The following is a 22,604-nucleotide window of genomic DNA, read 5'->3' on the forward strand; positions in this document are numbered from 1 at the left end:
CACACCGGGGAAGAGAAACGAATGTCGAGTAACACTGTCGCCCAGTTCGCAAATGAGCTGAAATTGCCCGCCAATGTACTGCTGGAACAGCTGCGCGCCGCGGGCGTAAGCATCAATTCGGTCGACGACACCGTCACCGAAAGCGACAAGGCACAACTGCTCGAATCGTTGCGCCGCGCCCACGGTGCGTCGGAAGACCGCAAGAAAATCACGGTGACCCGCAAGCAGACTTCCGAGATCAAGCAGGCCGACGCCACCGGCAAGGCCCGCACGATCCAGGTCGAGGTCCGCAAGAAGCGCGTGTTCATCAAGCGCGATATAGCCGACGGCGCCGAAGCCGAGTCGGGCACGCCGGTTCGTGCTGACGAGGAAACGCGCGCTACGGCCGACGCCGAAGCGGCCGCGCGCGAGCAGGAAGAAGCCCGTGCGCGCGCGGAGGCCGAGGAGCGCGAGCGTCGCGAAGCCGAGGCCCGCCTGCGCGAGGCGGAGGAAAAGGCCCGCCAGGAGGCCGAACGAGCGGCCAAGGAAGCCGAGCGAGCCGCGGCGGAAGCCGAACGAGCCAAACAGGCTGCCGCCGAGGCGGCAGCTGCCCAATCCACCCACCCTGCCGTGCCCGAGGGAGGGGCTGCAGTGAGCGATGTCGTAGCAAGCCAGGCTGCGTCGAGCGCCGAGGCGGCGCGCGTCAAGGCCGACGAGGCCCGTAAGAAAGCCGAAGAAATGCGTCAGGCCGATGCCAAGGCCGCAGAGGCGCGCGAGAGGGCGCGTCGCGCCGCCGAGGCGGAAGCCGCGGCCCTGCGCGAGATGCTGAACCGTCCGCGCAAGGTCCTGCACGCGCCGCAGCCGCCAGCCCAACCCGGGGCACCCATCGCCGGCACGCTGCACAAGCCTGCCGCGAAGGCGGGCGCCCAGGCCCAGGATGCCAATAAGGAAAGCGCTCCGGCCAAGAAGGACGACAAGCCCGCGGCCGGCAAGAAGGTTTTGAAGGCCGGTGCGGTCGCGTCCACGTGGTCGGAAGATGCCAATCGCAAGAAGGGCCTGAAGACCCGCGGCGACGCCTCGGCCGGCGCGAGCCGTGACGGATGGCGCGGCGGCGGCCGCGGTGGAAAGCACCGCCAGCAGGAACAGAAGCAGCACCAACAGGTCGTCGAGAACATCGTGCGCGAAGTGCACGTGCCCGAGACGATCTCGGTGGCCGACCTTGCCCACAAGATGGCGGTCAAGGCTGCCGAGGTGATCAAGGTGCTCATGAAGATGGGCCAGATGGTCACCATCAACCAGGTGCTGGACCAAGAAACCGCGATGATCGTGGTCGAAGAGCTCGGGCATACCGCGATCGCCGCGAAGCTGGACGATCCGGAGGCATTCCTCGACGAGGCGCCCGCCACCGACGCGGCCCAGCTGCCGCGCGCGCCGGTCGTCACCGTCATGGGCCACGTCGACCACGGCAAGACCTCGCTGCTGGACTACATCCGCCGTTCGAAGGTCGCTTCGGGCGAGGCCGGTGGCATTACCCAGCACATCGGCGCGTATCACGTGGAAACCGAACGCGGCGTGATCACCTTCCTCGACACCCCGGGCCACGAGGCGTTCACCGCGATGCGCGCGCGTGGCGCCCAGGCCACGGATATCGTGATCCTGGTGGTCGCTGCCGATGACGGCGTGATGCCCCAGACCAAGGAGGCGATCCATCACGCCAAGGCAGCGGGCGTGCCCATCGTCGTGGCGGTCAACAAGATCGACAAGCCCGAGGCCAACCCCGAGCGCGTCAAGCAGGAGCTGGTTGCCGAAGAGGTCGTGCCCGAAGAGTACGGTGGCGATTCGCCGTTCGTGCCTGTGTCCGCCAAGACCGGTGCCGGCATCGACGAGCTGCTCGAACAAGTGTTGCTGCAGGCCGAAATCCTGGAGCTGAAGGCGCCCGTGGATGCGCCGGCCAAGGGGCTGGTGATCGAGGCCAAGCTCGACAAGGGCCGCGGGCCGGTCGCCACCATCCTGGTCCAGAGCGGGACGCTCAAGCGCGGCGACGTCGTGTTGGCCGGCGCGAGCTTCGGCCGCGTGCGCGCCATGCTCAACGAGGTTGGCAAGCCGATCACCGAGGCGGGGCCGTCGATTCCCGTCGAGATCCAGGGCCTAACCGAGGTGCCAGCCGCCGGCGACGAGCTCATCGTGCTCAACGACGAGCGCAAGGCCCGCGAAATCGCGCTGTTCCGCCAAGGCAAGTTCCGCGACGTCAAGCTGGCCCGCCAGCAAGCGGCCAAGCTCGAGTCCTTGTTCGAGAACATGGGCGAAGGCGTGCAGACGCTCCCGCTCATCGTCAAGACCGACGTGCAGGGCTCGCAGGAGGCGTTGGTGCAGGCGCTCACGAAGCTCTCCACCGACGAGGTGCGCGTGCAGGTCGTGCACGCCGCGGTCGGGGGCGTTTCCGAGAGCGACATCAACCTGGCCATCGCTTCCAAGGCCGTGGTCATCGCGTTCAACGTGCGGGCCGATGCCAGCGCCAAGAAGCTGGCCGAAAACAACGGTGTCGACGTGCGCTACTACAACATCATCTATGACGCCGTAGATGACGTGAAGTCGGCCATGTCGGGCATGTTGGCTCCGGAAAAGCGCGAAGAGATCATAGGCCTGGTCGAGATCCGCGAGGTCTACCACGTCTCGCGCATCGGCAACATCGCCGGCTGCATGGTGCTCGACGGCGTGGTGCGCCGCAACTCGCAGGTCCGCCTGCTGCGCAACAACGTGGTCATGTGGACGGGCGAAGTCGATTCGCTGCGCCGGTTCAAGGACGACGTGCGCGAAGTCAAGGCTGGCTTCGACTGCGGCCTTACGCTGCGCAACTACAACGACATCGCGATCGGCGACCAGCTCGAGGTGTTCGAGGTGAAGGAAGTGGCACGCACGCTGTAAAGGGCGCGTCGTAGATACATGAGTCGTCATAGACAGAGAAAGGTGCCGGGCGGCCGCAACCAGCGGCTCGCCGACCAGATCCAGAAGGATCTGGCCGAGATGATCCAGCGCGAGGTCGACGTGAGCCGCGCGGGCTTGGTCACGCTCACGGGTGTGGATCTGTCCGCCGACTACGCCCATGCCAAGGTTTACTTCACCGTCATGGGGGCCGAGCCGGCCGATGCCGAAGCGGCCCTGAACGAGAAGGCGGGCTGGCTGCATTCGCTGCTCTTCAAGCGCTTGCACATCCACACAGTGCCCACGCTGCGTTTCGTGCACGACCGGCAGATGTCGCGCGGCATCGCCATGAGCCAGCTCATTACCCAGGCCAACACGCCGGGGGTCAAGGCCGACGCGATCGAGGCTTCCCGCTCGGCCGAGGACGGCCGCGAGGAAATCGAGCCGGCCGAACCGTCCGCGCCTGACGACGATCGCGCGTAAGCCGCGCTGCGTCTTTTTATTTCGACGATTGCGATGGCTTCCCGACGCGGACGTGCGCTGGACGGTGTGTTGTTGCTGGATAAACCCGAGGGCTTGTCCAGCAACCATGCGCTGCAGCGGGCGCGCCGCATTCTGGATGCGCGCAAGGCCGGACATACGGGAACGCTGGATCCGTTCGCGACGGGACTCATGGTGCTCTGCTTTGGCGAAGCGACCAAGTTCTCCGGCGCCATGTTCCATGCCGACAAGCGTTATACGGCCACGCTCGCGCTGGGCGAGGAAACGGATAGCGGCGATTGCACCGGCCTGCCGGTTGCTTTTCCGGGGCAAGAGCCCGGTCGCGTCGTGGACGAAGCTGAGCTGCGCGATGTGCTGCGCCGATTCGTCGGCAGGATCTCCCAGGTTCCGCCCATGTATTCGGCACTCAAGCGCGACGGCAAGCCGCTGTACGAGTACGCGCGCGAGGGCGTCACGCTCGAGCGCGAGCCGCGCGAGGTCCATATCTACGAACTGGAACTCGTGTCGATGCAGGGTCGCGCCGCGACGATAGACGTGCGTTGCAGCAAGGGGACTTACATCCGCACGCTTGCCCAAGACATCGGTCGGGCACTGGGCTGCGGCGCCCATCTCACGGCGTTGCGGCGCACGAGTACCGCCGGCTTTGGCTTGGAGCAGGCATGGACGTTGGAGGCCCTGGAGTCCTTGGACGATCCAGCGTCGGCCCTGCTTGCGGCGGACAAGATGCTGGAAGACCTGGACGCCGTGACGCTCGACGCGGCCGCGGCATCCCGCTTCATGCAGGGGCGCAAGCAAAGTGCGGCGGCGGTCGGTGCGTCGGGCTCGACCGACAAGGTTCGGGTATACGACCCGCAAGGAAAGTTTCTGGGAACGGCCCGTCGCGAGGACGGCTGGCTGCAGCCAGATAGATTGATTTCATTCAAGGAAACGACATGACACGCGCATTGCGCAACGTGGCGATCATCGCGCACGTGGACCATGGCAAGACCACTTTGGTGGACCAGCTGCTCCGGCAGGCGGGAACGTTCCGTGAGAACGAGCAGGTCGCCGAACGCGTCATGGATTCCAATGACATCGAAAAAGAGCGCGGCATCACGATTTTGGCCAAGAACTGTGCGGTCGAATACCAAGGCACGCACATCAACATCGTCGACACCCCGGGGCACGCGGACTTCGGTGGCGAAGTGGAGCGCGTGCTTTCCATGGTCGACGGCGTGCTGCTGTTGGTCGATGCCGTCGAAGGCCCCATGCCGCAAACGCGCTTCGTCACGCGCAAGGCGCTGGCCCTGGGGCTCAAGCCCATCGTGGTCATCAATAAGATCGACCGCCCCGGCGCCCGTCCAGATTGGGTCATCAACCAGACCTTCGATCTATTCGACAAGCTGGGCGCAACGGAAGAGCAGCTGGACTTTCCGGTCGTCTATGCTTCCGGCCTGAACGGCTACGCCGGCCTGAGCGCCGACGTGCGCGACGGCGACATGAAGCCCTTGTTCGACGTCATCCTGGACAAGGTGCCCGTGCGCGCCGACGATGCCGACGGCCCCCTGCAATTGCAGATCGTTTCGCTGGATTACTCGAGCTACGTGGGCAAGATCGGCATCGGCCGCATCAACCGCGGTCGCGTCCGCCCGTTGCAGGACGTGGTGGTTAAGTTCGGCCCGGAAGGCGAACCCATCAAGGGACGCGTCAACCAAGTGCTCAAGTTCCGCGGACTCGAGCGCGAAATCGTGCCCGAGGCGCAAGCCGGCGACATCGTGCTCATCAACGGCATCGACGAGTTGGGAATAGGCTGCACCGTCTGCGCGCCCGAGGCGCCTGAGGCGCTGCCGATGATCAAGGTAGACGAACCCACCCTGACCATGAACTTCTGCGTGAACACGTCGCCGCTGGCGGGCCGGGAAGGCAAGTTCGTCACCAGCCGGCAATTGCGCGAGCGCCTGGAGCGCGAGCTCAAGTCCAACGTAGCGCTGCGCGTGCGCGACACCGGAGACGATACGGTGTTCGAAGTGTCAGGCCGCGGCGAGCTGCACCTGACCATTCTGCTGGAGAATATGCGGCGTGAGGGTTACGAGCTGGCCGTCTCCCGCCCGCGCGTGGTGTACAAGGAAATCGACGGCGTCAAGTGCGAGCCCTACGAGCTCCTCACGGTGGACGTCGAAGACGGCCACCAGGGGGCCGTGATGGAGGAGCTGGGCCGCCGCAAGGGCGAGCTGCTCGACATGGCCTCGGACGGCAAGGGCCGCACCCGGCTGGAATACCGCATTCCTGCGCGCGGCCTGATCGGCTTCCAGGGTGAGTTCCTTACCCTGACGCGGGGCACGGGCCTGATGAGCCACGTGTTCGACGAATATGCGCCGGTTCGCGAGGGCACGTTGGGCGAACGCCGCAACGGCGTGCTCATCAGCCAGGAGGACGGCGACGCCGTGGCCTATGCATTATGGAAGCTGCAGGAGCGTGGCCGCATGTTCGTCTCGCCGGGCGAAGCACTGTACGAAGGCATGATCATCGGCATCCATAGCCGCGACAACGACTTGGTCGTCAATCCGATCAAGGGCAAGCAGCTCACGAACATTCGCGCGTCGGGCAGCGATGAAGCCGTGCGCCTGATTCCGCCTATCCAGCTTACGCTGGAGTACGCGGTGGAATTCATCGCGGACGACGAGCTGGTCGAAATCACGCCCAAGAGCATACGCCTGAGGAAAAAGCACCTGAAGGAGCACGAGCGCAAGCGCGCAAGCCGCGAAGCGGCCTGAGCCCGCGCAGGAGCGTGAGGAGAAAAGGGGGCGAGCAACCCCCTTTCTCTTTTGAGGCGAACCGTGTTTCGCCCATACAGATCCCGCCCGGCATGCCGTTAATGGTAGGCATGGTTTTTCGTTTCCGGGCCGGCGCGCATTGCACCGGCCTGTGCGAGCAAGGGGTCTCAATGAGTGCGGTAATGCATGATACAAGTCGCTATTCCGCCGGCGCGGGAGGCGACGTTTCGGCGTCCATCGTGAACCGGCTGTCCTTGCGGGGCAAGCTGTGGGCGCTGGTGGCCTTGGCGGTCATCCTGCTCCTGGTCGACCGCGGCTGGGCGCTCTACCACGACAGGCAAGTGCTATTGGATTCCAAGAAGGCCGAAATCCTGGCCGTGGCGCAAGGTGCCTGGAGCGTCGCCAACCATTACTACGAGCTGCAGCGGAAGGGGGTGATGAGCCGGGAGCAAGCGCAGGAGGCCGCCAAGACGGCGCTACTCGGGTTCCGGTACGGCGGGGGCAACGGCAAGGCGGAATATGTCTTCATCACCGACGCCGACGGCATCATGGTGATGAACGGCGGCAATCCTGCGCTCGTGGGCGCGGATTCGGTTGCCCTGACCGGGGACAAGCGCGACCGGGCGCTGGTGATGCAGGAGCGTTTCGCCGCCATGCGCGAAGGCGGCGGGCATGCGTTCCTGCCCGTCATGTTCGCGCGTCCCGGCGAAAGCAAGCTCATCCCCAAGCTGAACGTCTTCAAGAGCTTCGAGCCGTGGAACTGGGTGGTGGGCACCGGGGTGTACATCGATGATCTCGATGCTGCACTGTTCCGGCAACTCATGCTCGGCGCCGGCTCGACCGTGATCCTCGCAGTGGTACTGCTGCTGGGCGGCGGCTTCATTGCACGGGGAGTCATCCGGCAGATAGGCGGCGAGCCGCTGGCGGTGATCGAAATCATGCGCCGGGCCGCGCTCGGCGATTTCCGGCAGCGGCTGCCGAACGCCCCACCCGGCAGCCTGCTCGATGCGTTCGCCAGCATGTCGAACTCCGTGCGCGAACTGATAGCCTCGGTGCGGGACGAGGCCGGCGCCATGAAGCGCGACGCCCAGCGCATCGCTGATTCCGTGAGCCAAGTGACGACGGCCGCCGCGCAGCAGAGCGATGCCACCTCTTCGATGGCCGCGGCTGTCGAAGAGCTGACCGTTTCCGTGGCGCACATCTCCGATGCCGCCATGCAGACGCAGCAGAACTCGGAGGGTGTCGCCGAGCGTTGCCGCAACGGCGAAGCCGGCGTCATGAGTGCAGCCGAAAGCATGAAGCGCATCGCCGCCGCCGTAGGGGAAGCGTCCGAAAAAATCCGGGGCCTGGAGGCCCGCGCCTTGCAGATCAACTCGATTGCCGCATCGATCAAGGAAATCGCGGGGCAAACCAACCTGTTGGCGCTCAACGCCGCCATCGAGGCTGCCCGGGCAGGGGAGCAGGGCCGAGGTTTCAGCGTCGTGGCGGACGAGGTCCGCAAGCTGGCCGAGCGCACGTCCTCGGCGACCGTCGAGATCGAGGAAATGGTGAGCGCCGTCCAGCGGGAAACCGCTGAATCCGCCGCCACGATGGAGCACATCCTGCCCATGGTGGCCGAAGGCACGGACCTGGCCGACCAAGTCGCCATGTCCTTGCGCGAGATCAGCTCCAGTGCCGACACCTCGCTCGAGCGCGTGCGCGAAGTGGCCCATGCTACCCGAGAGCAGTCGTCGGCCAGCACGTCCATCGCCCAGCAGGTCGAAAGCATCGCTCAGATGGTGGAAGAAACCACGGCCGCGATGCGGGAGACGACCCGGTCGGCCCAGGAGATGCGTGACATGGCCGCGCGTTTGGACGCCATGGTCGGCCGGTTCAAAGTCTGACCAGGCTGCGCCGCCGCAGCATGGTGTGCGCGGCGGCGCCAGTTCAATCGCCGGCTGAGCCCAGGCGCGCGAGCGCGTCGCCCGTCACGCGCACAATGCGCCAGTCGGGCAGCACGTCGGCTCCCATTGCGCGATAAAAATCGATGGCAGGCTGGTTCCAGTCCAAAACGCTCCACTCGAAGCGGCCGCACCCGCGTTCGACGGCGATGGCGGCGAGCGTCTTGAGCATGCGCTTGCCGAGCCCGCGACCGCGGTGGTCGGGGCGTACGTAGAGATCTTCCAAGTACAAGCCGCGCCGCCCGAGGAAGGTGGAGTAGTTATGAAAGAACAGTGCGTAGCCCACCACGCCACTGTCGACCTCGGCGACCAGGCATTCAGCGGCGGGACGGGCGCCGAACAACGCATCGAAAAGATCTTCCTCGCGCGCCTTGAATAAATGCGTCAGGTGCTCGTACTCCGCGAGTCCACGCATCAGGGACAGAACCGGACCGACGTCCTCGGGCCGTGCGGGCCGGATCGAGGCCTCGCCAGGGTGGGGCGCGAATCCTTCGCTCATATGCCCCCCAGGCACACGTACTTCAGTTCCAGGTAATCGTCCATGCCGTAGACCGAACCTTCCCGGCCGAGACCGGATTGCTTGACGCCGCCGAAAGGCGCGACTTCGTTGGAGATCAAGCCGGTATTGACGCCCACCATGCCGTATTCCAGCGCCTCGGCCACGCGGAAAATGCGCCCCATGTCGCGGCTGTAGAAGTAGGAGGCGAGGCCGAACTGCGTGTCGTTGGCGAGCCGGATGACCTCGGCTTCATCCCGGAACCGCATGACGGGCGCCACCGGACCGAAGGTTTCCTCGCGCATGCACAGCATGTCCCGCGTGACGTCCGCCAGGACCGTCGGCTCGAAAAAGCGGCCCCCCAGCGCGTGGCGCTTGCCGCCCGCCAGGACGGCAGCCCCTTTGGCGACCGCGTCGTTGACGTGTTCTTCGACCTTGGCGACGGCCGCTTCGTCGATCAGCGGCCCCTGCACGACGCCGGGGTCGAAGCCGTTGCCGACCTTCAGCGAGCGGGATTTTTCGGCCAGCTTCTGGACGAATGCATCGTAAATGTCGTCATGCACGTAGAAGCGGTTGGTGCAGACGCAGGTTTGCCCGGTATTGCGGTACTTCGAGGCGACGGCCCCGTCTACCGCGGCGTCGAGGTCGGCATCCTCGAATACGATGAACGGCGCCAGCCCGCCCAACTCCAGTGAGAGCTTCTTGATGGTGGGCGCACTTTGCTGCATGAGGATGCGGCCCACCGGCGTAGAGCCCGTGAAGCTGAGCTTGCGCACGACCGGGCTGGCGCAGAGGGTCTTGCCGAGGGCGATGGAGCGCTCGCTGCCCGCGGTGACGATGTTGAGCACGCCGGGCGGCAGGCCGGCGCGGTGCGCCAGCTCGGCGAGCGCCAGGGCGGAAAGCGGCGTCTGTTCTGCCGGCTTGAGGACCATGGTGCAGCCTGCGGCCAAGGCAGGACCCGCCTTGCGGGTAATCATGGCGAGCGGAAAGTTCCAGGGCGTGATGGCGGCGCATACTCCTATCGGTTCGCGTAGCACCAGCATGCGCGTATTGGGTGCCACCGGCGAGAGGGTGTCGCCGGCGACCCGCTTGCCTTGCTCCGCGAACCATTCGATGAACGAGGCGGCGTAGGCCACTTCGCCCTTGGCTTCGGCAAGGGGCTTGCCTTGCTCCAAGGTCATGAGGGCCGCTAGGTCATCGGCGTGGGCGAGCATCAGCTCGAACCAGCGTCGCAGGAGCGCGGCGCGATCCTTGGCCGTGCGCGCACGCCAGGGGCCGAAGGCGGCCTGTGCCGCCGCGATGGCAGCCTCCGCCTGCGCAGGTTCGACGTCCGCGACACGTGCGACCAGGGTGCCGTCAGCAGGATTGTCGACCGCGAAGCTGGCGCCGTCGCTGGCGTCGACCCAGGCACCGTTTATGTACGCCTGGGTCTTGAAAAGAGTGGGGTCAGATAGTCGAGATGGGGCGGTTGCGCAGCTCATGGCTTATCTCAGGTCTTTTTGCAGGGGGCTCCGACCTGGAGCGACCGATCCATTCTAGCGGATCGAAGCGTGGCCCATTGAGGCGCCCCGTCCGGTCCGGGGGCGGGCGCGGACCGTTGACAAGCAGCGGCGCGTCGCGAGAAGATGCAGCCTGTAACAAGCGAGGCGTAGTCCTCGCCGCCTTACGGTCGCCGCGGTGCTTTATTGGCGCGACCTTCTTGCTCACAGCGCCCGCAGTGGTGAGCGATTGTCTCTAGCAGGAAGGGCATGGAAGCCTACATTCTTGATTGGGCCAATCTGTTGCTGCGCTGGCTGCATGTGATCACCGCCATCGCCTGGATTGGCTCTTCGTTCTACTTCGTCTGGCTCGACAACAGCCTTCTGAAACCCCAGGACCCGGAACTCCTCGAGAAAGGCGTGTCGGGCGAGCTCTGGGCGGTGCACGGGGGCGGTTTCTACAACCCGCAGAAGTATCTGGTAGCGCCGAAGCAGCTGCCCGAGCATCTCCACTGGTTCTATTGGGAGAGCTACTCCACCTGGATGTCCGGCTTCGCGCTGCTGGTGGTGCTGTACCTGTTCAACGCGCGCACCTACCTCATCGATCCGAACGTCTTCAATTGGGGCCCGGCTGCGGCCGTGGTCGCTGCGCTGTGCTTCCTGGTAGTGGGGTGGCTGGTGTATGACGCCATCTGCCGCATCGCGGGTACGGGGGAGCGGGCCGACCGCACCGTGGGCATTGCCGTTGCGGTTTTCGTGGCCGCCGCGGCATGGCTCGCGTGCCACCTGTTCGCGGGCCGCGCGGCTTTCCTGATCGTGGGCGCCATGATTGCCACCATCATGAGCGCCAACGTGCTGATGGTCATCATCCCCGGGCAGCGGAAAGTCGTCGCCGCCATGCGTGCCGGCGAGCCGGTCGATCCCATCCACGGCCAGCTGGGCAAGCAGCGCAGCGTGCACAATACGTATTTCACGCTGCCGGTCCTGTTCGCCATGCTGTCCAACCACTACAGCATGGTGTATTCGGCCAAGTACAACTGGCTGGTGTTGATCGCCATCATGCTGGCGGGGGCGCTGATCCGGCAGTTTTTCGTGCTGCGCCACAAGCAGGTCTACAACTTCTGGTATCCCGCCGCCGGCGTGGCGCTGCTGGCGGCCGTGGCATGGTCGCTTGCGCCATCCGGGGCGGGCACTGGGGCGGCGGCCTTTCACGAGCCCCTGGAGCCCCAGGACATCACGCAGGTCCAGCAAGTCGTGGCCCAGCGCTGCGTGGTGTGCCACAACGCACAACTTCCCAACAAGGGCATTCAGCTGCAGACGCCGGAGCTGCTCAAGTCGCATGCGCAGGTGGTGTATCAGCAGGCCGTCGTCCAGCGCACCATGCCGTTGAATAACGCGACGGCGATGACGGAGGAAGAGCGGGCGCTGCTGGGCAGGTGGTTCCAAGCCGGCGCACCACTCGCCGCAAGCCGGTAGCACAGCAGCGGTGGCCCGGGACCGGCTGCACCAGGCATCCCGGGCGGCGCCGCAGTGCGCCGCGCTTTTTGGGGGCTGCCAATGAAACGGCCCCGGGGCGCAGGCATCCGCGCGTCCGGGGCCAGGGGTAAGTCGGGCGCCAGGGGTCAGGCCAGCGGCTTGAATCCGTACAGCCGTTCCGGGTTTTCGACCAACAGCTTATGGCGCAGCGCCGGATCCGGGCAGAAATCCAGCATCAGGTTGACCAGCTCGCCATCGTTGGGCATGTCTTTGGAGATATTGGGGTGCGGCCAGTCGGTGCCCCACAGTACGCGGTCCGGCGCGGCTTCGATGAGCTTGGCCGCGAATGGGGCGGCATCGGCAAAGGGGCGCTTGCCGACCGACACGCGCTCTCCTCCGCACACCTTCACCCAGGCCAGGGGATTCTTCATCAACTCGAGTAGCGCGCGGAAGGGCTCCTGGTCCATGCCCAGGGCCGCCTGGACGCGTCCCATGTGATCGATCACGAATGGCACGTTGATGCGGTTGATGCGATCGCGGTAGGTGACGATGTCTTGCGCGTCCAGGTGCAGCACCACGTGCCAGCCGAGTTCGCTCAGCCGCCCGATGGTCTTGTCGAAAATCTCCAGGTCGGGGGCACCTCCCAGGTGCTGGACGAAGTTGAAGCGCACGCCGCGCACGCCGCCGGCGTGCAGGTCGGCCAGCTGTTCATCGGTTTCGTTGCCGTTGACGATGGCCACGCCGAGATAGCGGCCTTCGCTGCGCGCGATGGCGTCGAGCATGGCGGAGTTGTCGTCGCCATGGCAGCTCGCCTGCACGATGACGGCGCGGTCCAGGCCCAGCCAGTCATGGAGTTGCCGCAGGCGTTCGAACGGCGCGTCGGGCGGCGTGTAGCTTCGGTCTGGATGGTACGGGAAGCGGTCGGCGGGACCGAATACGTGGCAGTGGGCATCGCACGAACCGGGAGGCAAGGGTTCGCGCGGTTTGATGGGATTCGGATCAGGTGCAGCGCAAGTTTTCATGATTCAGCAATCGTGAGTGGAGGGGAGGCCGGGTCCGGGCCCGGCCCGAGGTAGACGGCCTGAGGCGCGGCGTCAGTCTTTCAGCCCGTCCAGCGAGTCGACATAGCGCAGCCCCGCCGCCTCCAGCTTGGGGCGCATCTGGTAGATGTCCAGGCCTAGTTCGCCGGCCGCCAGGCGGGCGCGCTTGCTTTCTTCTTCCTGGATGCGTTTGTCGGCCTTCTGGATGACGGCGCTGACCTGCGCATTGGGGACGATGGCTACGCCGTCGTCATCGGCGACGATGGCATCTCCGGGATGAACCAGCGCGCCGGCACAGACGATGGGGACGTTGACCGACCCGATGGTTGCCTTGACCGTGCCGCGGGCGTTGATGGCCTTGGACCAAACCGGGAAGCGCATCTCGGTGAGCGCGGCCACGTCCCGCACGCCGGCGTCGATGATGAGGCCGCGCACGCCGCGCGCCCTGAGCGAGGTCGCGAGCAGCTCGCCGAACATGCCGTCGGCGTTCTCGGTCGTGCAGCCAACCACCAGGATGTCGCCCGGCGAGCATTGTTCGACGGCCACGTGCAGCATCCAGTTGTCGCCGGGCTGGGCGAGCACGGTCACGGCCGGGCCGGCGATCGCCGCGCCGGGGTAAATGGGACGCATGTAAGGCTTCATAAGCCCCACGCTGCGGCCCTGCGCTTCATGCACGGTGGCCACGCCCTGCGCAGCCAGCTTTTCCGCCGCGCCTTCGGGCAGCGACGGCTTTTTCCTAACGACAACACCCAACATCATGGTTCTCCAATAAGCAGGCCCATCCCCGGCAGGTTGCGGCACATGGATGGGCCCGAAGCGGGACGGCAGCGCCGGCTGTGCCGCCTGTCCGGGGCATGCCGGCATGCCCCGGGCGATCCGGCGGCTGGCGCCCGTCGGCAAGCGGATTATTGTTTTTCAATCTTGGCCATTTCAATCACCTTGCTCCATTTCTGGATCTCGGCGGCCAGGAAGCTCTGGAACTCCTTGGGCGTATTGGTTTGCGGGATCATGCCCACGTCGATCAGCTTCTTGTTGATGGCCGGATCGGCGACCACTTCGCGCACCGCCGCGCTGAGCTTTTCGATGATGGCGGGCGGGGTGTCGGCCGGGGCGGCAAGGCCATTCCACGAAACGGCGACGTAGCCCGGTACCGTTTCGGCGATGGTGGGCGTGTCGGGGAACACCTGGCTCCGTTTCTCCGACGCGACGCCCAGCACGCGCAGGCTGCCGCCCTTGATGTTGCCGATCACGGCCGGCACGGTTTCGAACAAGACCTGCACGTTGTTGCCTTTGACGGCAGAGATCACTTCGCCGCTGGACTTGAACGGAATGGTGGGCACGGACAACCCGGCCATGGCCCGGAACATCTCGGCCGACAGGTGCTGGGTGCTACCCACGCCGATGGTGCCGAGGTTAAAGCCTTGGGGATTCTTCTTGGCGGCTTCAATGGCGTCGCCGACGGTCTTCAGCGGGCTGTTTTGGTCCACCGCCATGACGATGTCGAACGAGCCGACCATGGAAATCATCGCCAACTGCTTGACCGGGTCGTAAGGCAGCGACTTGAACAAGGAGGGGCTGACCGCCTGCTGGTTGCTGACCAGGAACAGCGTGTGGCCGTCGGGGGTGGCGCGGATGACGGTCGTCGCGCCGGTGATGCCGCCGGCGCTCGGCATGTTTTCGACGACTACCGGTTTGCCGAACTTGTCCGACAGGCCCTGGGCGACGATGCGGGCCGTGACGTCAGCCACGCCGCCAGGCCCGAAGGGCACGATCAGGCGCAGTTGCTTGGAAGGAAATTCCTGGGCATAGGCGCCTGCGGCGACCAAGGTGGCGGTAGCGCCGAGGCACAAGCGGGCGAGTAGTGTGCGGATCATTGTCTTCCTCGAGTCGTTGGTGTGGGGTGGCCCATCTTTTGATGCTGCTTGGCGCGCTGGGCGCCAAGCGGGCGAATTTGCATTGTGGACTGTAACTGGCGTTTGGAAAACGCAAATCGGGACTAGCTGTTATGCTTAAAAAACATGAATCGGGGTTTCCAAATGGACCTGAAACAGCTCGAATGCTTCGTGCGCGTGGTCGAGTTCGGCAGTGTGACGCGGGCGGCCGTCACGCTCAACCTGTCGCAGCCGGTGGTGAGCCGGCATGTGCGACAGCTCGAGATCGAGCTCAAGGAGCACCTGCTCGAGCGCAATGGCCGGGGGGTGGTGCCCACTGACGCCGGCAAGCGGCTGCTCGAGCGCGGCCGGGGCATCCTGCACCAGGTGCGCCTGGCCAAGCAGGAGATCGAAGAGCTCAGGGGCTCCCCGGCAGGCAAGGTGGTGGTCGGCATGCCGCCCAGCGTCGGCAAATCGATCACGGTGGACCTCGTCACCGATTTCCGGGCCGAGTTTCCCCGCGCGTCGCTGGGAGTGGTGGAGGCGCTGACGGTGTCCATGTACGAATGGCTGCTGCTGGGGCGCCTGGACTTTGCGCTGCTCTACAACCCGCCGGTCAGCCAGCAGGCCGTCTACGAACACGTGTGGTCCGAGGACTTGTATCTGATCGGCCGCAAAGGCCTGGGCGGCAAGGCCATGCCTGAGACTGTCAAGATGCGCGACCTGGCCCAGTACCCCTTGATCACCCCCGGGCAGCCGAATGCCATCCGCAACCTGCTGGACGTGCATTGCGCCCGGCTCGGCGTGCAGTTGTCCATCGCCCTGGAGGTGGACGCCATCGAGTCGCTGCTCGACCTCGTCGACCGGGGCATGGGGTATGCCGTACTTTCCCGCAACGCCATATACGGCCGCTCGCAGCGGCCGCACTTGCGGGCGGCGCGCATCGTCTCTCCGGGGCTGACCAGTCAGCTCGTGATCGCGACGGCCGCGCAGCGGCCGCTGACGCGCCTTGCCCAGGCCACCATGGACTTGATCAAGAAGCGCATCCAGGCGGGGGCATTGGATGGCCAGCCACCAGGGCCTGGCTCGGAGCAGCCCAGCGCCTGAGCGTGCGCTCCGCCGGCGGGAACGACTCATGCGCATTGTGGTCCGATGGCCCGAGGCCCCCTCCCCGGGGAGCGGTGCGTACGGCTTTGTTGCAGCGCGATAACCCCGCGTCCATAATCGACGCATGCTTCGGAGGTAGTCATGGACTTCCAGACGAACAGGCAAACGTCCCAGGCGGAACTGCCGCCTGCTCCACGTTGCACGTTGGTCATTTTCGGCGCGACCGGCGACCTGACGGGCCGGCTCCTGGTCCCGGCCCTCTACAACCTGGCACGCCTGAAGGCGCTGCATCCCGAGTTCCGCGTCATTGGCATCGGCCATCGCGCGTTGGATGACGAAGGGTTCCGGCGGCGCTTGAAGGAGGCCGCCGACCAGGTTTTCGCCTCGCGCGGGGAAGAGGCGCAGGCCAGCTTCGAGGCCCCCGTCTGGAAATGGCTGATGGGCCGGACGTCTTACCTGCAGGGCGATTTCGAGGAAGAACGCACGTACGCGGACTTGAGCCAAGCGCTGGCGGCCGAACCGGGCGGGGTCATTTTCTACTTTGCGACCGCGCCCGGCTACTTCCAGACCATCGCCCGGCACCTGTACGAAGCAGGCCTGCTGAAGCAGGCCGGAGGCCGCTGGCGCCGCGTGGTCATCGAGAAGCCGTTCGGAAGAGATCTCGCTTCCGCATGCGAGTTGAACAAGCAGTTGACGCGGGTCGTCCACGAAAACCAGATATTCCGCATCGATCACTTCCTGGGCAAGGAAACCGTCCAGAACATCCTGGTCTCGCGCTTCGCCAACAGCGTGTTCGAGAGCAACTGGAACCGGCTGTATATCGATCACGTGCAAATCACGGCAGCAGAGTCGATAGGCGTAGAGCGGCGTTCTGCCTTTTACGAGCAGACGGGCGCCTTGCGGGACATGGTGCCGAACCACCTATTCCAGCTGCTGGCCATGGTGGCCATGGAACCGCCCAATTCTTTCGACGCCGATGCCGTGCGTACGGAGAAGGAAAAGCTGCTCGACGCCATACACATCCAGACACCGGCCGAGGCGTTGCAGAACAGCGTGCGTGGGCAGTACCAGTCCGGGCTCGTGAACGGCAAGCCCATGCGTGGCTACCGGGAGGAGGAGGGCGTCGCGCCCGACAGCACGACCGAAACGTATGTCGCGCTCAAGCTCAGCATCGATAACTGGCGCTGGGCCGGCGTGCCGTTCTACCTGCGCACGGGCAAGGCGCTCGCGCGCAGGCAGACGCAAATCGTGATCGCGTTCAAGGATGCCGGCCATGCGCTGTTTCGCCAGAGCGCGCAGGAGAAACCCCCGGCCAATACCTTGGTGCTGCAGATCCAGCCGGACGAGGGATTGTTCTTCCACATGAAGGCCAAGGTGCCCGGCTCCAAGATCCGCATTGCGCCGGTGAGCATGGACTTCCGCTACGCTGATCACTTTCCGCCTTCCCATAGCTCAGGGTACGAGACCTTGATCTACGACTGCATGGTCGGCGACGCCACGCTATTCCAGCGGGCCGCCGACATCGAGCTGGGGTGGGAGGCGGTGCAGCCTTTCCAACAGGCCTGGGCCGAGAGCGGCGAGATCCATTTCTATCGCGCCGGCAGCCACGGCCCGGCGGCCGCGGATGTCCTCCTGGCCCGCGACGGGCGGCGCTGGTTGTCGCTGGAGTAGCGGGAACGGTTCTTGCGGTGCGCTCCGCATGAACCAGGATAACGATGATAAAGGACCGCCGGATGCGCAGGGCCGGATGAGCTTCCGGGTATTGACGGTCAACGTCCACAAGGGATTTAGTTTTTTCAACCGTCGGCTGATTCTGCACGATTTGCGCGAGGCGGTGCGCAGCGTGTCTGCAGATATGGTGTTCCTGCAGGAAGTGCTAGGCACGCATGCCAGGCACGCGCTGCGCTTCGCCGATTGGCCGGCGGCGCCGCAATACGAGTTCTTGGCCGATACGATCTGGTCCGATTTCGCGTATGGCCGCAATGCCGTGTACCCCGACGGGCATCACGGCAACGCGGTGCTCTCCAAGTTTCCGATCTCCCATTTCGAGAACCGCGACGTCTCGATAAGCGGGCCCGAGCGACGGGGGCTCTTGCATTGCATCGTCAAGGCGCCCAACACCGGTGGAGAGCTCCACGCCATCTGCGTGCACCTCGGTCTGCAAGAGCGCCACCGCCGCAAGCAGTTGCAGTTGTTATGCCATCTCGTCCAGGAAGAAATTCCGCCGGACGCGCCGCTGGTGGTGGCGGGCGACTTCAATGACTGGTTGCAGCGCGCCGGCCGCGTGCTGAACGGGTGCGCGGGCCTGCGTGAGGTCTATGAACATGCCACGGGGCGCTTGGCCCGCACCTTTCCCGCGTGGCATCCCCTGCTGCCGCTCGACAGGATCTACGTGCGCGGGGCACGGGCGATGCGGCCTATCCACCTCGGGCCCCATCCGTGGAAATCCTTGTCGGACCATGCGCCGCTGGCTGCGGAGATCGTGCTATGAGTAGTTCGTTTCCACGTAAGCCTTATTCGCAAGAAGGGAGCGCCAATGGCTTGTTCGGCCGCGGGCGATGGCGAGGATGGCCACGCGGCGAGGAAGCAGGGCGCGTTCGCGGCCAGTCGGCCGCACCTGCGAGCGTGCAATGGACGCAGGGCAACGCGATTGCGCTGCTTGAGAACGGCGAGGCTTTTTTCCCGCGGGTCTTTGAGGCCATCAGCCAGGCGCGCGCCGAGGTGTTGCTCGAGACGTTCATTCTGTTCGACGACAAGGTGGGCAATGCGCTGCGCAACGTCTTGATCGATGCCGCCCGCCGGGGCGTCTATGTTTCGGTCCTCGTCGACGGATATGGGTCGACGGATCTACCCGAGGAGTTCCTGGCTGGCCTGATCGAAGCCGGCGTGCATTTCCGGGTATTCGACCCGCGGCCCAAGCTGCTGGGGATGCGTACCAACGTGTTTCGTCGCCTGCATCGCAAGCTGCTCGTGGTGGATGGTGAAACGGCCTTCGTGGGCGGCATCAACTTCTCCGCCGATCACCTCGCGGATTTCGGTCCGAGCGCCAAACAGGATTACGCGATCGAAGTGCGCGGGCCGATCGTGGCCCAGATCCGCGATTTCGTCCGCAACGGCACGGTGCCGCGGGACAAGGCGCGCCGTCGGGCCGCCAGGCCGGCTTCTCCCGCCAAGGAACAGCCGTTGAACGAGGCGGGCGCGGAGTGCCTGCTGGTCGTGCGCGACAACAACGCCCACCGGACGGACATCGAGCAACATTACCGGATCGCCATCCGGGCGGCGCAGCGCGAGGTGACCATCGCCAATGCCTATTTCTTCCCCGGTTACCGGCTGCTGCGCGACATGCGCAAAGCGGCCAGGCGCGGCGTGCAGGTCAGGCTCATTCTCCAGGGCGAGCCGGACATGCCCATCGTCAAGGTGGCCGCGCACATGCTGCACGATTACCTGCTCAGCGCGGGCGTGAAGATCTATGAGTATTGCGAGCGTCCGCTGCATGGCAAGGTCGCGGTCGTGGACGACGTGTGGGCCACGGTGGGGTCGAGCAACCTGGATCCGCTTAGCCTGTCATTGAACCTGGAAGCCAATCTCATCATTCGCGATCCGGCATTCAGCCGCACCTTGCGCGAACGGCTGGATGCGCTGGTCGAGCGCCATTGTCGGGAAGTTTCTGCGCGCGACACGCGGCCGCGCTCGCGTTGGCGGATGGCGACGTCGTTCATCGTTTTCCATTTCCTGCGACGCTTCCCCGCGTGGGCCGGCTGGCTGCCTGCGCATGCTCCCAGGCTCGAAAAAGTCGAGCCCGGCCCATCACGCCCGACGGAGACACCAGATGCCCACTCTCGTGAGATCGGATAGGGAGGCCGCGCCTTCAGGGCGTGACGACACTCGGCCGTCCAGCCGTCGTGCCTGGTGGCGTTGGGGGCGGCATGCGCTCACCCTCGGATTCCTGGCGCTCGTGACCTTCCTGCTTGCCCAGCAATGGGAGAAGGTCGAATGGGAGCGCGTGCTGCAATCGATCCGGTCCTATTCCCCGCAGATGCTTCTCGCCGCGGGAGGGCTGACGGTGGCAAGCCATTTGCTGTTCGGCGCGTTTGACCAGCTGGGAAAGCGCTACGTCGGCCACAAGCTCGGCGTGGCGCGTGTCGCCATGATTGCCGGCGTCTGCTATGCGTTTACCTTGAATCTTGGTGCCTTGATCGGCGGCGTGGGCTTCCGTTACCGGCTCTATTCGCGGGAGGGACTCTCCGCACCCGACATATCCAAGATTTATGCCTTGAGCGTCGTGACCAATTGGCTGGGCTACCTGATTCTGCTAGGCGTGGTCTTGGTGTGGGGCGGATTGCAGCCTCCGCGGCAATGGGGCATTCCCGCAGGAATGCTGCCCGTGGCCGGCGTCGCGGCATGGGCCGTGGCGGCGGCTTATCTTGCGATGTGTGCGGTGCGGGGGAGGCGCAGCTTCGAGGTGCGAAAGGTGGAGGTCACCGTGCCCGGACGCCGCCTGGCACTGGCGCAGGTCGTCATGTCGGTGGCCAATTGGATGATCATGGGCGGGATCCTCTATGTGCTGCTCGGGGGTGAGGTCGACTACTGGCGGGTGCTCGCCGTGTTGCTAGTCAGCGCCGTGGCCGGAGCGCTGACGCACGTTCCCGCAGGACTGGGCGTATTGGAAACGGTATTCCTTGCGCTGCTCTCTGCGCAGGTGCCTGCCCACCAACTGCTGGGCGCGCTCCTGGCCTATCGCGCGGTGTATTACCTCGGTCCGCTCGTCCTCGCGGTTTGCCTCTACGCAGGCCTCGAAGCGCGTGCCCGGCGTTGATTTTCCCAGCGCGCTGCGCAGCCATTCAGTCGTGGTGCAGCCGCTCCCAGGCGCAAAGTGTTGCGCCGGCGTCGCGTGGTTCGCCACAGGACTGTATGGAACGTAAACGTTTGCTATCGGCCGGGATCCGGGGCCGAAAGTTTCTTTCTGATGAGCTAGCATCGAATCACAGCACTCCTGGAGACTGGCCATGAATCATGTCGTCGACCATCTCGCCGTACAGTATTTCCTGAAGGCCCGGGTCCACGATCTCCCTGAAGGGCAGTTCCGTGGGTATGTTGAGGTCACGGCCCGCTCGGGCAAGGATATGCTGGACAGCCGGCTCAAATACTGTCCGCTGATCCGCGGGACGTGGAATGAAGCGCTCGAGGATGCGGAGCGGTTGGCAACGAACCTGCGTGACACCGATTATCGCGACGGCGATTGCTTCGTGTTTTCCGTGCGGGAGGCCAGCAGCTTCGACGCGCTGATGACCTTGCTCGGCCGGTAAGCCATTGTCGCCGCCGCGGGCTCAACCGTTGATGATCTCCCCTCCGTTCGGGTGCAAGACTTGGCCCGTCATATAGCTCGCGTCGTCCGACGCGAGGAAGACGTAGCACGGCGCGACTTCTTCGGGTTGCCCGGGGCGTTTCATTGGAACGCTGGCGCCGAAGGTAGCCACTTCTTCGGCGCTGAATGAAGCGGGAATCAACGGCGTCCAGATGGGGCCGGGCGCGACGGCGTTGACGCGTATGCCGCGTTCGACAACCGCCGCCGAGAGCGAGCGGGTAAATGCCACGATCGCGCCCTTGGTCGAGGCGTAATCGATCAGGTGCGCGCTGCCGCGGTAGGCCGTCACCGATGTCGTGTTGATGATGGCAGCTCCGGCAGTCAGGTGCGGCAACGCCTCCCGGGTCAGGTTGAACATGCCGAAGAAATTGGTGCGGAAGGTCCGTTCCAGTTGGGCGCTATCGATGTCTTCCAGGGCGTTTTGCGGATGTTGTTCGGCCGCGTTGTTGACCAGGATGTCAATGCGTCCGAATTCCCTCAAGGCGCGCCGCACGACTTCCCTGGCGTGGGACTCGCTGCCCAGGTCTCCCGCCATGCTTACGCAGCGTCGGCCGGTCTTCTCGATCTGCCGGCGGGTGTCTTCGGCGTCGCCACTCTCATCGAGGTAAGTGAACAGGACGTCCGCGCCTTCCATGGCAAAGGCGACCGCGACGGCTCGGCCAATGCCGCTATCGCCGCCCGTGACGATGGCGCACCGGCCTTTCAGCTTGTCGGACCCGCGATATCCCGGGCCGGTGGACTTCGGCTGCGGATGCATCGCGCTTTGGATCCCCGGCTGCTTGGATTGCGCCTGTGGGGGCAGCGTGCGTTGTTCTGGATCGCCCGGCATGGTCGTCTCCTGGAGAAGTGTGCATGCCGGGCCTGCAGCAACTACCGTGCCGCGCGAGGCATCTAGGCTGGGACCGCGTCGACGGCGGGGCCGCCTTCGTAGGGCACGTCGAGCAGCTCGAAAACCTGCATCGCCAATTCAAGGCAGGCGTTGGTCAGCTGCCAGGGCAGCGTACGGGGAATGCGGTCTTGCAGCAGGAGTTTGGTGGCGTGCAGATGCGGGATCGGGTCGAGCAGGCGATGCTGATAGTCGCCCAGCAGCAGGGAGACCGATGCCTCGGCTTCCCGCCTGGCCGGCTCGTCCGTCGGCCATTGCGAGGGGAGCCCCCAGGCGCGAGGCATCCATTCGAGGTCGCGCAGCACCGTGCGCATGTCTTCGTGAGAGTCGCGAAAGGGCAGTAGCACCAGGTCGGCCTGGTTGGCGAGATGGCTGTCGATGTCGGGGCGATTGCCGCCGCCGTCGATGACGCCGAACCAGTCGTCGACATGATTCAGCGTCGCGACGACTTTGGACAGGTTGCCGGGCTCCCTTGCGTCGAATGGCAGGTACCGCCGCCCATCCTTGGAGAGGCGCTCGCGCTCGAGATCCGTGAGCACGCACACGACGCGCTTGCCGAGCAGCGCCATGCCGTGCGAGATCATGTGGGACAGCGTCGTCTTGCCGGTGCCGCCCTTGTTACCCAGGATGCACACGATCTGGGCCATGCCTGTATACCCTTGCCCTCATGCGCCGTGAGTCCCGGCGGCGTGGGCGCCGCATGAACGGAAAATGACCGCGGGGCACGGGCGCAGCGTACCCGGGCAGGAGTATGGCGTGAACGGGCAGGCCGCAAAGCCTGGATTAGAAG

General features: G+C 65.2%; 19 protein-coding genes. 12 read left to right on the forward strand and 7 right to left on the reverse strand.

The window, feature by feature from the left end; translation table 11 throughout:
• Positions 1 to 21 precede the first annotated feature (21 nt).
• The 5 genes from infB (at position 22) to IRZ12_RS00155 (ending at position 8,038) form a co-directional block, all read left to right on the forward strand.
• On the forward strand, positions 22 to 2,904 hold the full coding sequence (gene infB, locus IRZ12_RS00135) for a translation initiation factor IF-2 (protein WP_296462695.1): 2,883 nt from the start codon (positions 22 to 24) through the stop codon (positions 2,902 to 2,904).
• A gap of 18 nt (positions 2,905 to 2,922) precedes the next feature.
• A complete protein-coding gene (gene rbfA, locus IRZ12_RS00140; RefSeq protein WP_296462698.1) occupies positions 2,923 to 3,384 on the forward strand; it encodes a 30S ribosome-binding factor RbfA in 462 nt (153 codons plus the stop codon).
• 33 nt (positions 3,385 to 3,417) lie between these two features.
• Positions 3,418 to 4,338, forward strand: coding sequence for a tRNA pseudouridine(55) synthase TruB (gene truB / locus IRZ12_RS00145; protein ID WP_296462703.1), 921 nt, complete (start codon positions 3,418 to 3,420; stop codon positions 4,336 to 4,338).
• The gene (gene typA / locus IRZ12_RS00150; protein ID WP_296462706.1) at positions 4,335 to 6,155 is read left to right on the forward strand and encodes a translational GTPase TypA; all 1,821 of its coding nucleotides are present in this window, start codon (positions 4,335 to 4,337) and stop codon (positions 6,153 to 6,155) included. Before truB ends, typA begins: the two co-directional genes overlap by 4 nt.
• Before the next feature lie 182 nt (positions 6,156 to 6,337).
• Complete coding sequence (locus tag IRZ12_RS00155; RefSeq protein ID WP_296462710.1) at positions 6,338 to 8,038, forward strand: methyl-accepting chemotaxis protein; 1,701 nt, start codon at positions 6,338 to 6,340, stop codon at positions 8,036 to 8,038.
• Positions 8,039 to 8,081: 43 nt separating this feature from the next.
• Here IRZ12_RS00155 and IRZ12_RS00160 read toward each other — a convergent pair whose 3' ends face one another.
• Together IRZ12_RS00160 and IRZ12_RS00165 are read right to left on the reverse strand one after the other, a co-directional pair.
• Complete coding sequence (locus tag IRZ12_RS00160) at positions 8,082 to 8,594, reverse strand: GNAT family N-acetyltransferase (protein WP_296462713.1); 513 nt, start codon at positions 8,592 to 8,594, stop codon at positions 8,082 to 8,084.
• Positions 8,591 to 10,072, reverse strand: a complete 1,482-nt coding sequence (locus IRZ12_RS00165) for an NAD-dependent succinate-semialdehyde dehydrogenase (RefSeq protein WP_296462716.1) — start codon at positions 10,070 to 10,072, stop codon at positions 8,591 to 8,593. The genes IRZ12_RS00160 and IRZ12_RS00165 overlap by 4 nt, the downstream gene beginning before the upstream one ends.
• Positions 10,073 to 10,339: 267 nt before the next feature.
• Here IRZ12_RS00165 and IRZ12_RS00170 point away from each other — a divergent pair, with 267 nt between their 5' ends.
• Positions 10,340 to 11,545, forward strand: coding sequence for a urate hydroxylase PuuD (locus tag IRZ12_RS00170; protein WP_296462721.1), 1,206 nt, complete (start codon positions 10,340 to 10,342; stop codon positions 11,543 to 11,545).
• A gap of 146 nt (positions 11,546 to 11,691) precedes the next feature.
• On the opposite strand, the gene IRZ12_RS00175 is transcribed toward IRZ12_RS00170, so the two are convergent.
• The 3 genes from IRZ12_RS00175 to IRZ12_RS00185 all read right to left on the reverse strand — a co-directional run bounded on the left by IRZ12_RS00175 (position 11,692) and on the right by IRZ12_RS00185 (position 14,459).
• Entirely contained in the window at positions 11,692 to 12,567 is an 876-nt protein-coding gene (locus IRZ12_RS00175; RefSeq protein ID WP_296462723.1) for an amidohydrolase, read from the reverse strand.
• 72 nt (positions 12,568 to 12,639) lie between these two features.
• On the reverse strand, positions 12,640 to 13,341 hold the full coding sequence (locus IRZ12_RS00180; protein WP_296462787.1) for a 4-carboxy-4-hydroxy-2-oxoadipate aldolase/oxaloacetate decarboxylase: 702 nt from the start codon (positions 13,339 to 13,341) through the stop codon (positions 12,640 to 12,642).
• A 149-nt stretch (positions 13,342 to 13,490) separates the two neighbouring features.
• On the reverse strand, positions 13,491 to 14,459 hold the full coding sequence (locus IRZ12_RS00185) for a tripartite tricarboxylate transporter substrate binding protein (protein WP_296462727.1): 969 nt from the start codon (positions 14,457 to 14,459) through the stop codon (positions 13,491 to 13,493).
• A 162-nt stretch (positions 14,460 to 14,621) separates the two neighbouring features.
• Here IRZ12_RS00185 and IRZ12_RS00190 point away from each other — a divergent pair, with 162 nt between their 5' ends.
• The 6 genes from IRZ12_RS00190 (at position 14,622) to IRZ12_RS00215 (ending at position 20,869) form a co-directional block, all read left to right on the forward strand.
• Positions 14,622 to 15,563, forward strand: coding sequence for a LysR family transcriptional regulator (locus tag IRZ12_RS00190; protein ID WP_296462731.1), 942 nt, complete (start codon positions 14,622 to 14,624; stop codon positions 15,561 to 15,563).
• Between the two features lie 141 nt (positions 15,564 to 15,704).
• A complete protein-coding gene (zwf, locus tag IRZ12_RS00195; protein WP_296462734.1) occupies positions 15,705 to 17,234 on the forward strand; it encodes a glucose-6-phosphate dehydrogenase in 1,530 nt (509 codons plus the stop codon).
• A gap of 28 nt (positions 17,235 to 17,262) precedes the next feature.
• The gene (locus IRZ12_RS00200; RefSeq protein ID WP_296462736.1) at positions 17,263 to 18,054 is read left to right on the forward strand and encodes an endonuclease/exonuclease/phosphatase family protein; all 792 of its coding nucleotides are present in this window, start codon (positions 17,263 to 17,265) and stop codon (positions 18,052 to 18,054) included.
• Entirely contained in the window at positions 18,051 to 19,418 is a 1,368-nt protein-coding gene (gene clsB, locus IRZ12_RS00205) for a cardiolipin synthase ClsB (RefSeq protein WP_296462739.1), read from the forward strand. The genes IRZ12_RS00200 and clsB overlap by 4 nt, the downstream gene beginning before the upstream one ends.
• A complete protein-coding gene (locus IRZ12_RS00210; protein ID WP_296462741.1) occupies positions 19,393 to 20,379 on the forward strand; it encodes a lysylphosphatidylglycerol synthase domain-containing protein in 987 nt (328 codons plus the stop codon). Before clsB ends, IRZ12_RS00210 begins: the two co-directional genes overlap by 26 nt.
• Before the next feature lie 190 nt (positions 20,380 to 20,569).
• A complete protein-coding gene (locus tag IRZ12_RS00215; protein ID WP_296462744.1) occupies positions 20,570 to 20,869 on the forward strand; it encodes a hypothetical protein in 300 nt (99 codons plus the stop codon).
• A gap of 21 nt (positions 20,870 to 20,890) precedes the next feature.
• On the opposite strand, the gene IRZ12_RS00220 is transcribed toward IRZ12_RS00215, so the two are convergent.
• A complete protein-coding gene (locus IRZ12_RS00220) occupies positions 20,891 to 21,757 on the reverse strand; it encodes an SDR family oxidoreductase (protein WP_296462747.1) in 867 nt (288 codons plus the stop codon).
• Between the two features lie 62 nt (positions 21,758 to 21,819).
• On the reverse strand, positions 21,820 to 22,461 hold the full coding sequence (locus IRZ12_RS00225) for an AAA family ATPase (protein ID WP_296462749.1): 642 nt from the start codon (positions 22,459 to 22,461) through the stop codon (positions 21,820 to 21,822).
• Positions 22,462 to 22,604 lie beyond the last annotated feature (143 nt).

This window comes from Pigmentiphaga sp., from assembly GCF_019689535.1.
Taxonomy (GTDB): Bacteria; Pseudomonadota; Gammaproteobacteria; order Burkholderiales; family Burkholderiaceae_B; genus Pigmentiphaga.

What these genes read in the sequence shown, in the direction of transcription:
- IRZ12_RS00180 (WP_296462787.1), bottom strand. Translation starts at nt 13,341, where the DNA reads ATGTTGGGTGTTGTCGTTAGGAAAAAGCCGTCGCTGCCCGAAGGCGCG.
- IRZ12_RS00170 (WP_296462721.1), top strand. Translation starts at nt 10,340, where the DNA reads ATGGAAGCCTACATTCTTGATTGGGCCAATCTGTTGCTGCGCTGGCTG.
- truB (WP_296462703.1), top strand. Translation starts at nt 3,418, where the DNA reads ATGGCTTCCCGACGCGGACGTGCGCTGGACGGTGTGTTGTTGCTGGAT.
- IRZ12_RS00155 (WP_296462710.1), top strand. Translation starts at nt 6,338, where the DNA reads ATGCATGATACAAGTCGCTATTCCGCCGGCGCGGGAGGCGACGTTTCG.
- IRZ12_RS00215 (WP_296462744.1), top strand. Translation starts at nt 20,570, where the DNA reads ATGAATCATGTCGTCGACCATCTCGCCGTACAGTATTTCCTGAAGGCC.
- IRZ12_RS00190 (WP_296462731.1), top strand. Translation starts at nt 14,622, where the DNA reads ATGGACCTGAAACAGCTCGAATGCTTCGTGCGCGTGGTCGAGTTCGGC.
- IRZ12_RS00175 (WP_296462723.1), bottom strand. Translation starts at nt 12,567, where the DNA reads ATGAAAACTTGCGCTGCACCTGATCCGAATCCCATCAAACCGCGCGAA.
- infB (WP_296462695.1), top strand. Translation starts at nt 22, where the DNA reads ATGTCGAGTAACACTGTCGCCCAGTTCGCAAATGAGCTGAAATTGCCC.
- zwf (WP_296462734.1), top strand. Translation starts at nt 15,705, where the DNA reads ATGGACTTCCAGACGAACAGGCAAACGTCCCAGGCGGAACTGCCGCCT.
- IRZ12_RS00200 (WP_296462736.1), top strand. Translation starts at nt 17,263, where the DNA reads ATGAACCAGGATAACGATGATAAAGGACCGCCGGATGCGCAGGGCCGG.
- IRZ12_RS00185 (WP_296462727.1), bottom strand. Translation starts at nt 14,459, where the DNA reads ATGATCCGCACACTACTCGCCCGCTTGTGCCTCGGCGCTACCGCCACC.
- IRZ12_RS00225 (WP_296462749.1), bottom strand. Translation starts at nt 22,461, where the DNA reads ATGGCCCAGATCGTGTGCATCCTGGGTAACAAGGGCGGCACCGGCAAG.
- IRZ12_RS00210 (WP_296462741.1), top strand. Translation starts at nt 19,393, where the DNA reads ATGCCCACTCTCGTGAGATCGGATAGGGAGGCCGCGCCTTCAGGGCGT.
- rbfA (WP_296462698.1), top strand. Translation starts at nt 2,923, where the DNA reads ATGAGTCGTCATAGACAGAGAAAGGTGCCGGGCGGCCGCAACCAGCGG.
- typA (WP_296462706.1), top strand. Translation starts at nt 4,335, where the DNA reads ATGACACGCGCATTGCGCAACGTGGCGATCATCGCGCACGTGGACCAT.
- IRZ12_RS00165 (WP_296462716.1), bottom strand. Translation starts at nt 10,072, where the DNA reads ATGAGCTGCGCAACCGCCCCATCTCGACTATCTGACCCCACTCTTTTC.
- IRZ12_RS00160 (WP_296462713.1), bottom strand. Translation starts at nt 8,594, where the DNA reads ATGAGCGAAGGATTCGCGCCCCACCCTGGCGAGGCCTCGATCCGGCCC.
- clsB (WP_296462739.1), top strand. Translation starts at nt 18,051, where the DNA reads ATGAGTAGTTCGTTTCCACGTAAGCCTTATTCGCAAGAAGGGAGCGCC.
- IRZ12_RS00220 (WP_296462747.1), bottom strand. Translation starts at nt 21,757, where the DNA reads ATGCCGGGCGATCCAGAACAACGCACGCTGCCCCCACAGGCGCAATCC.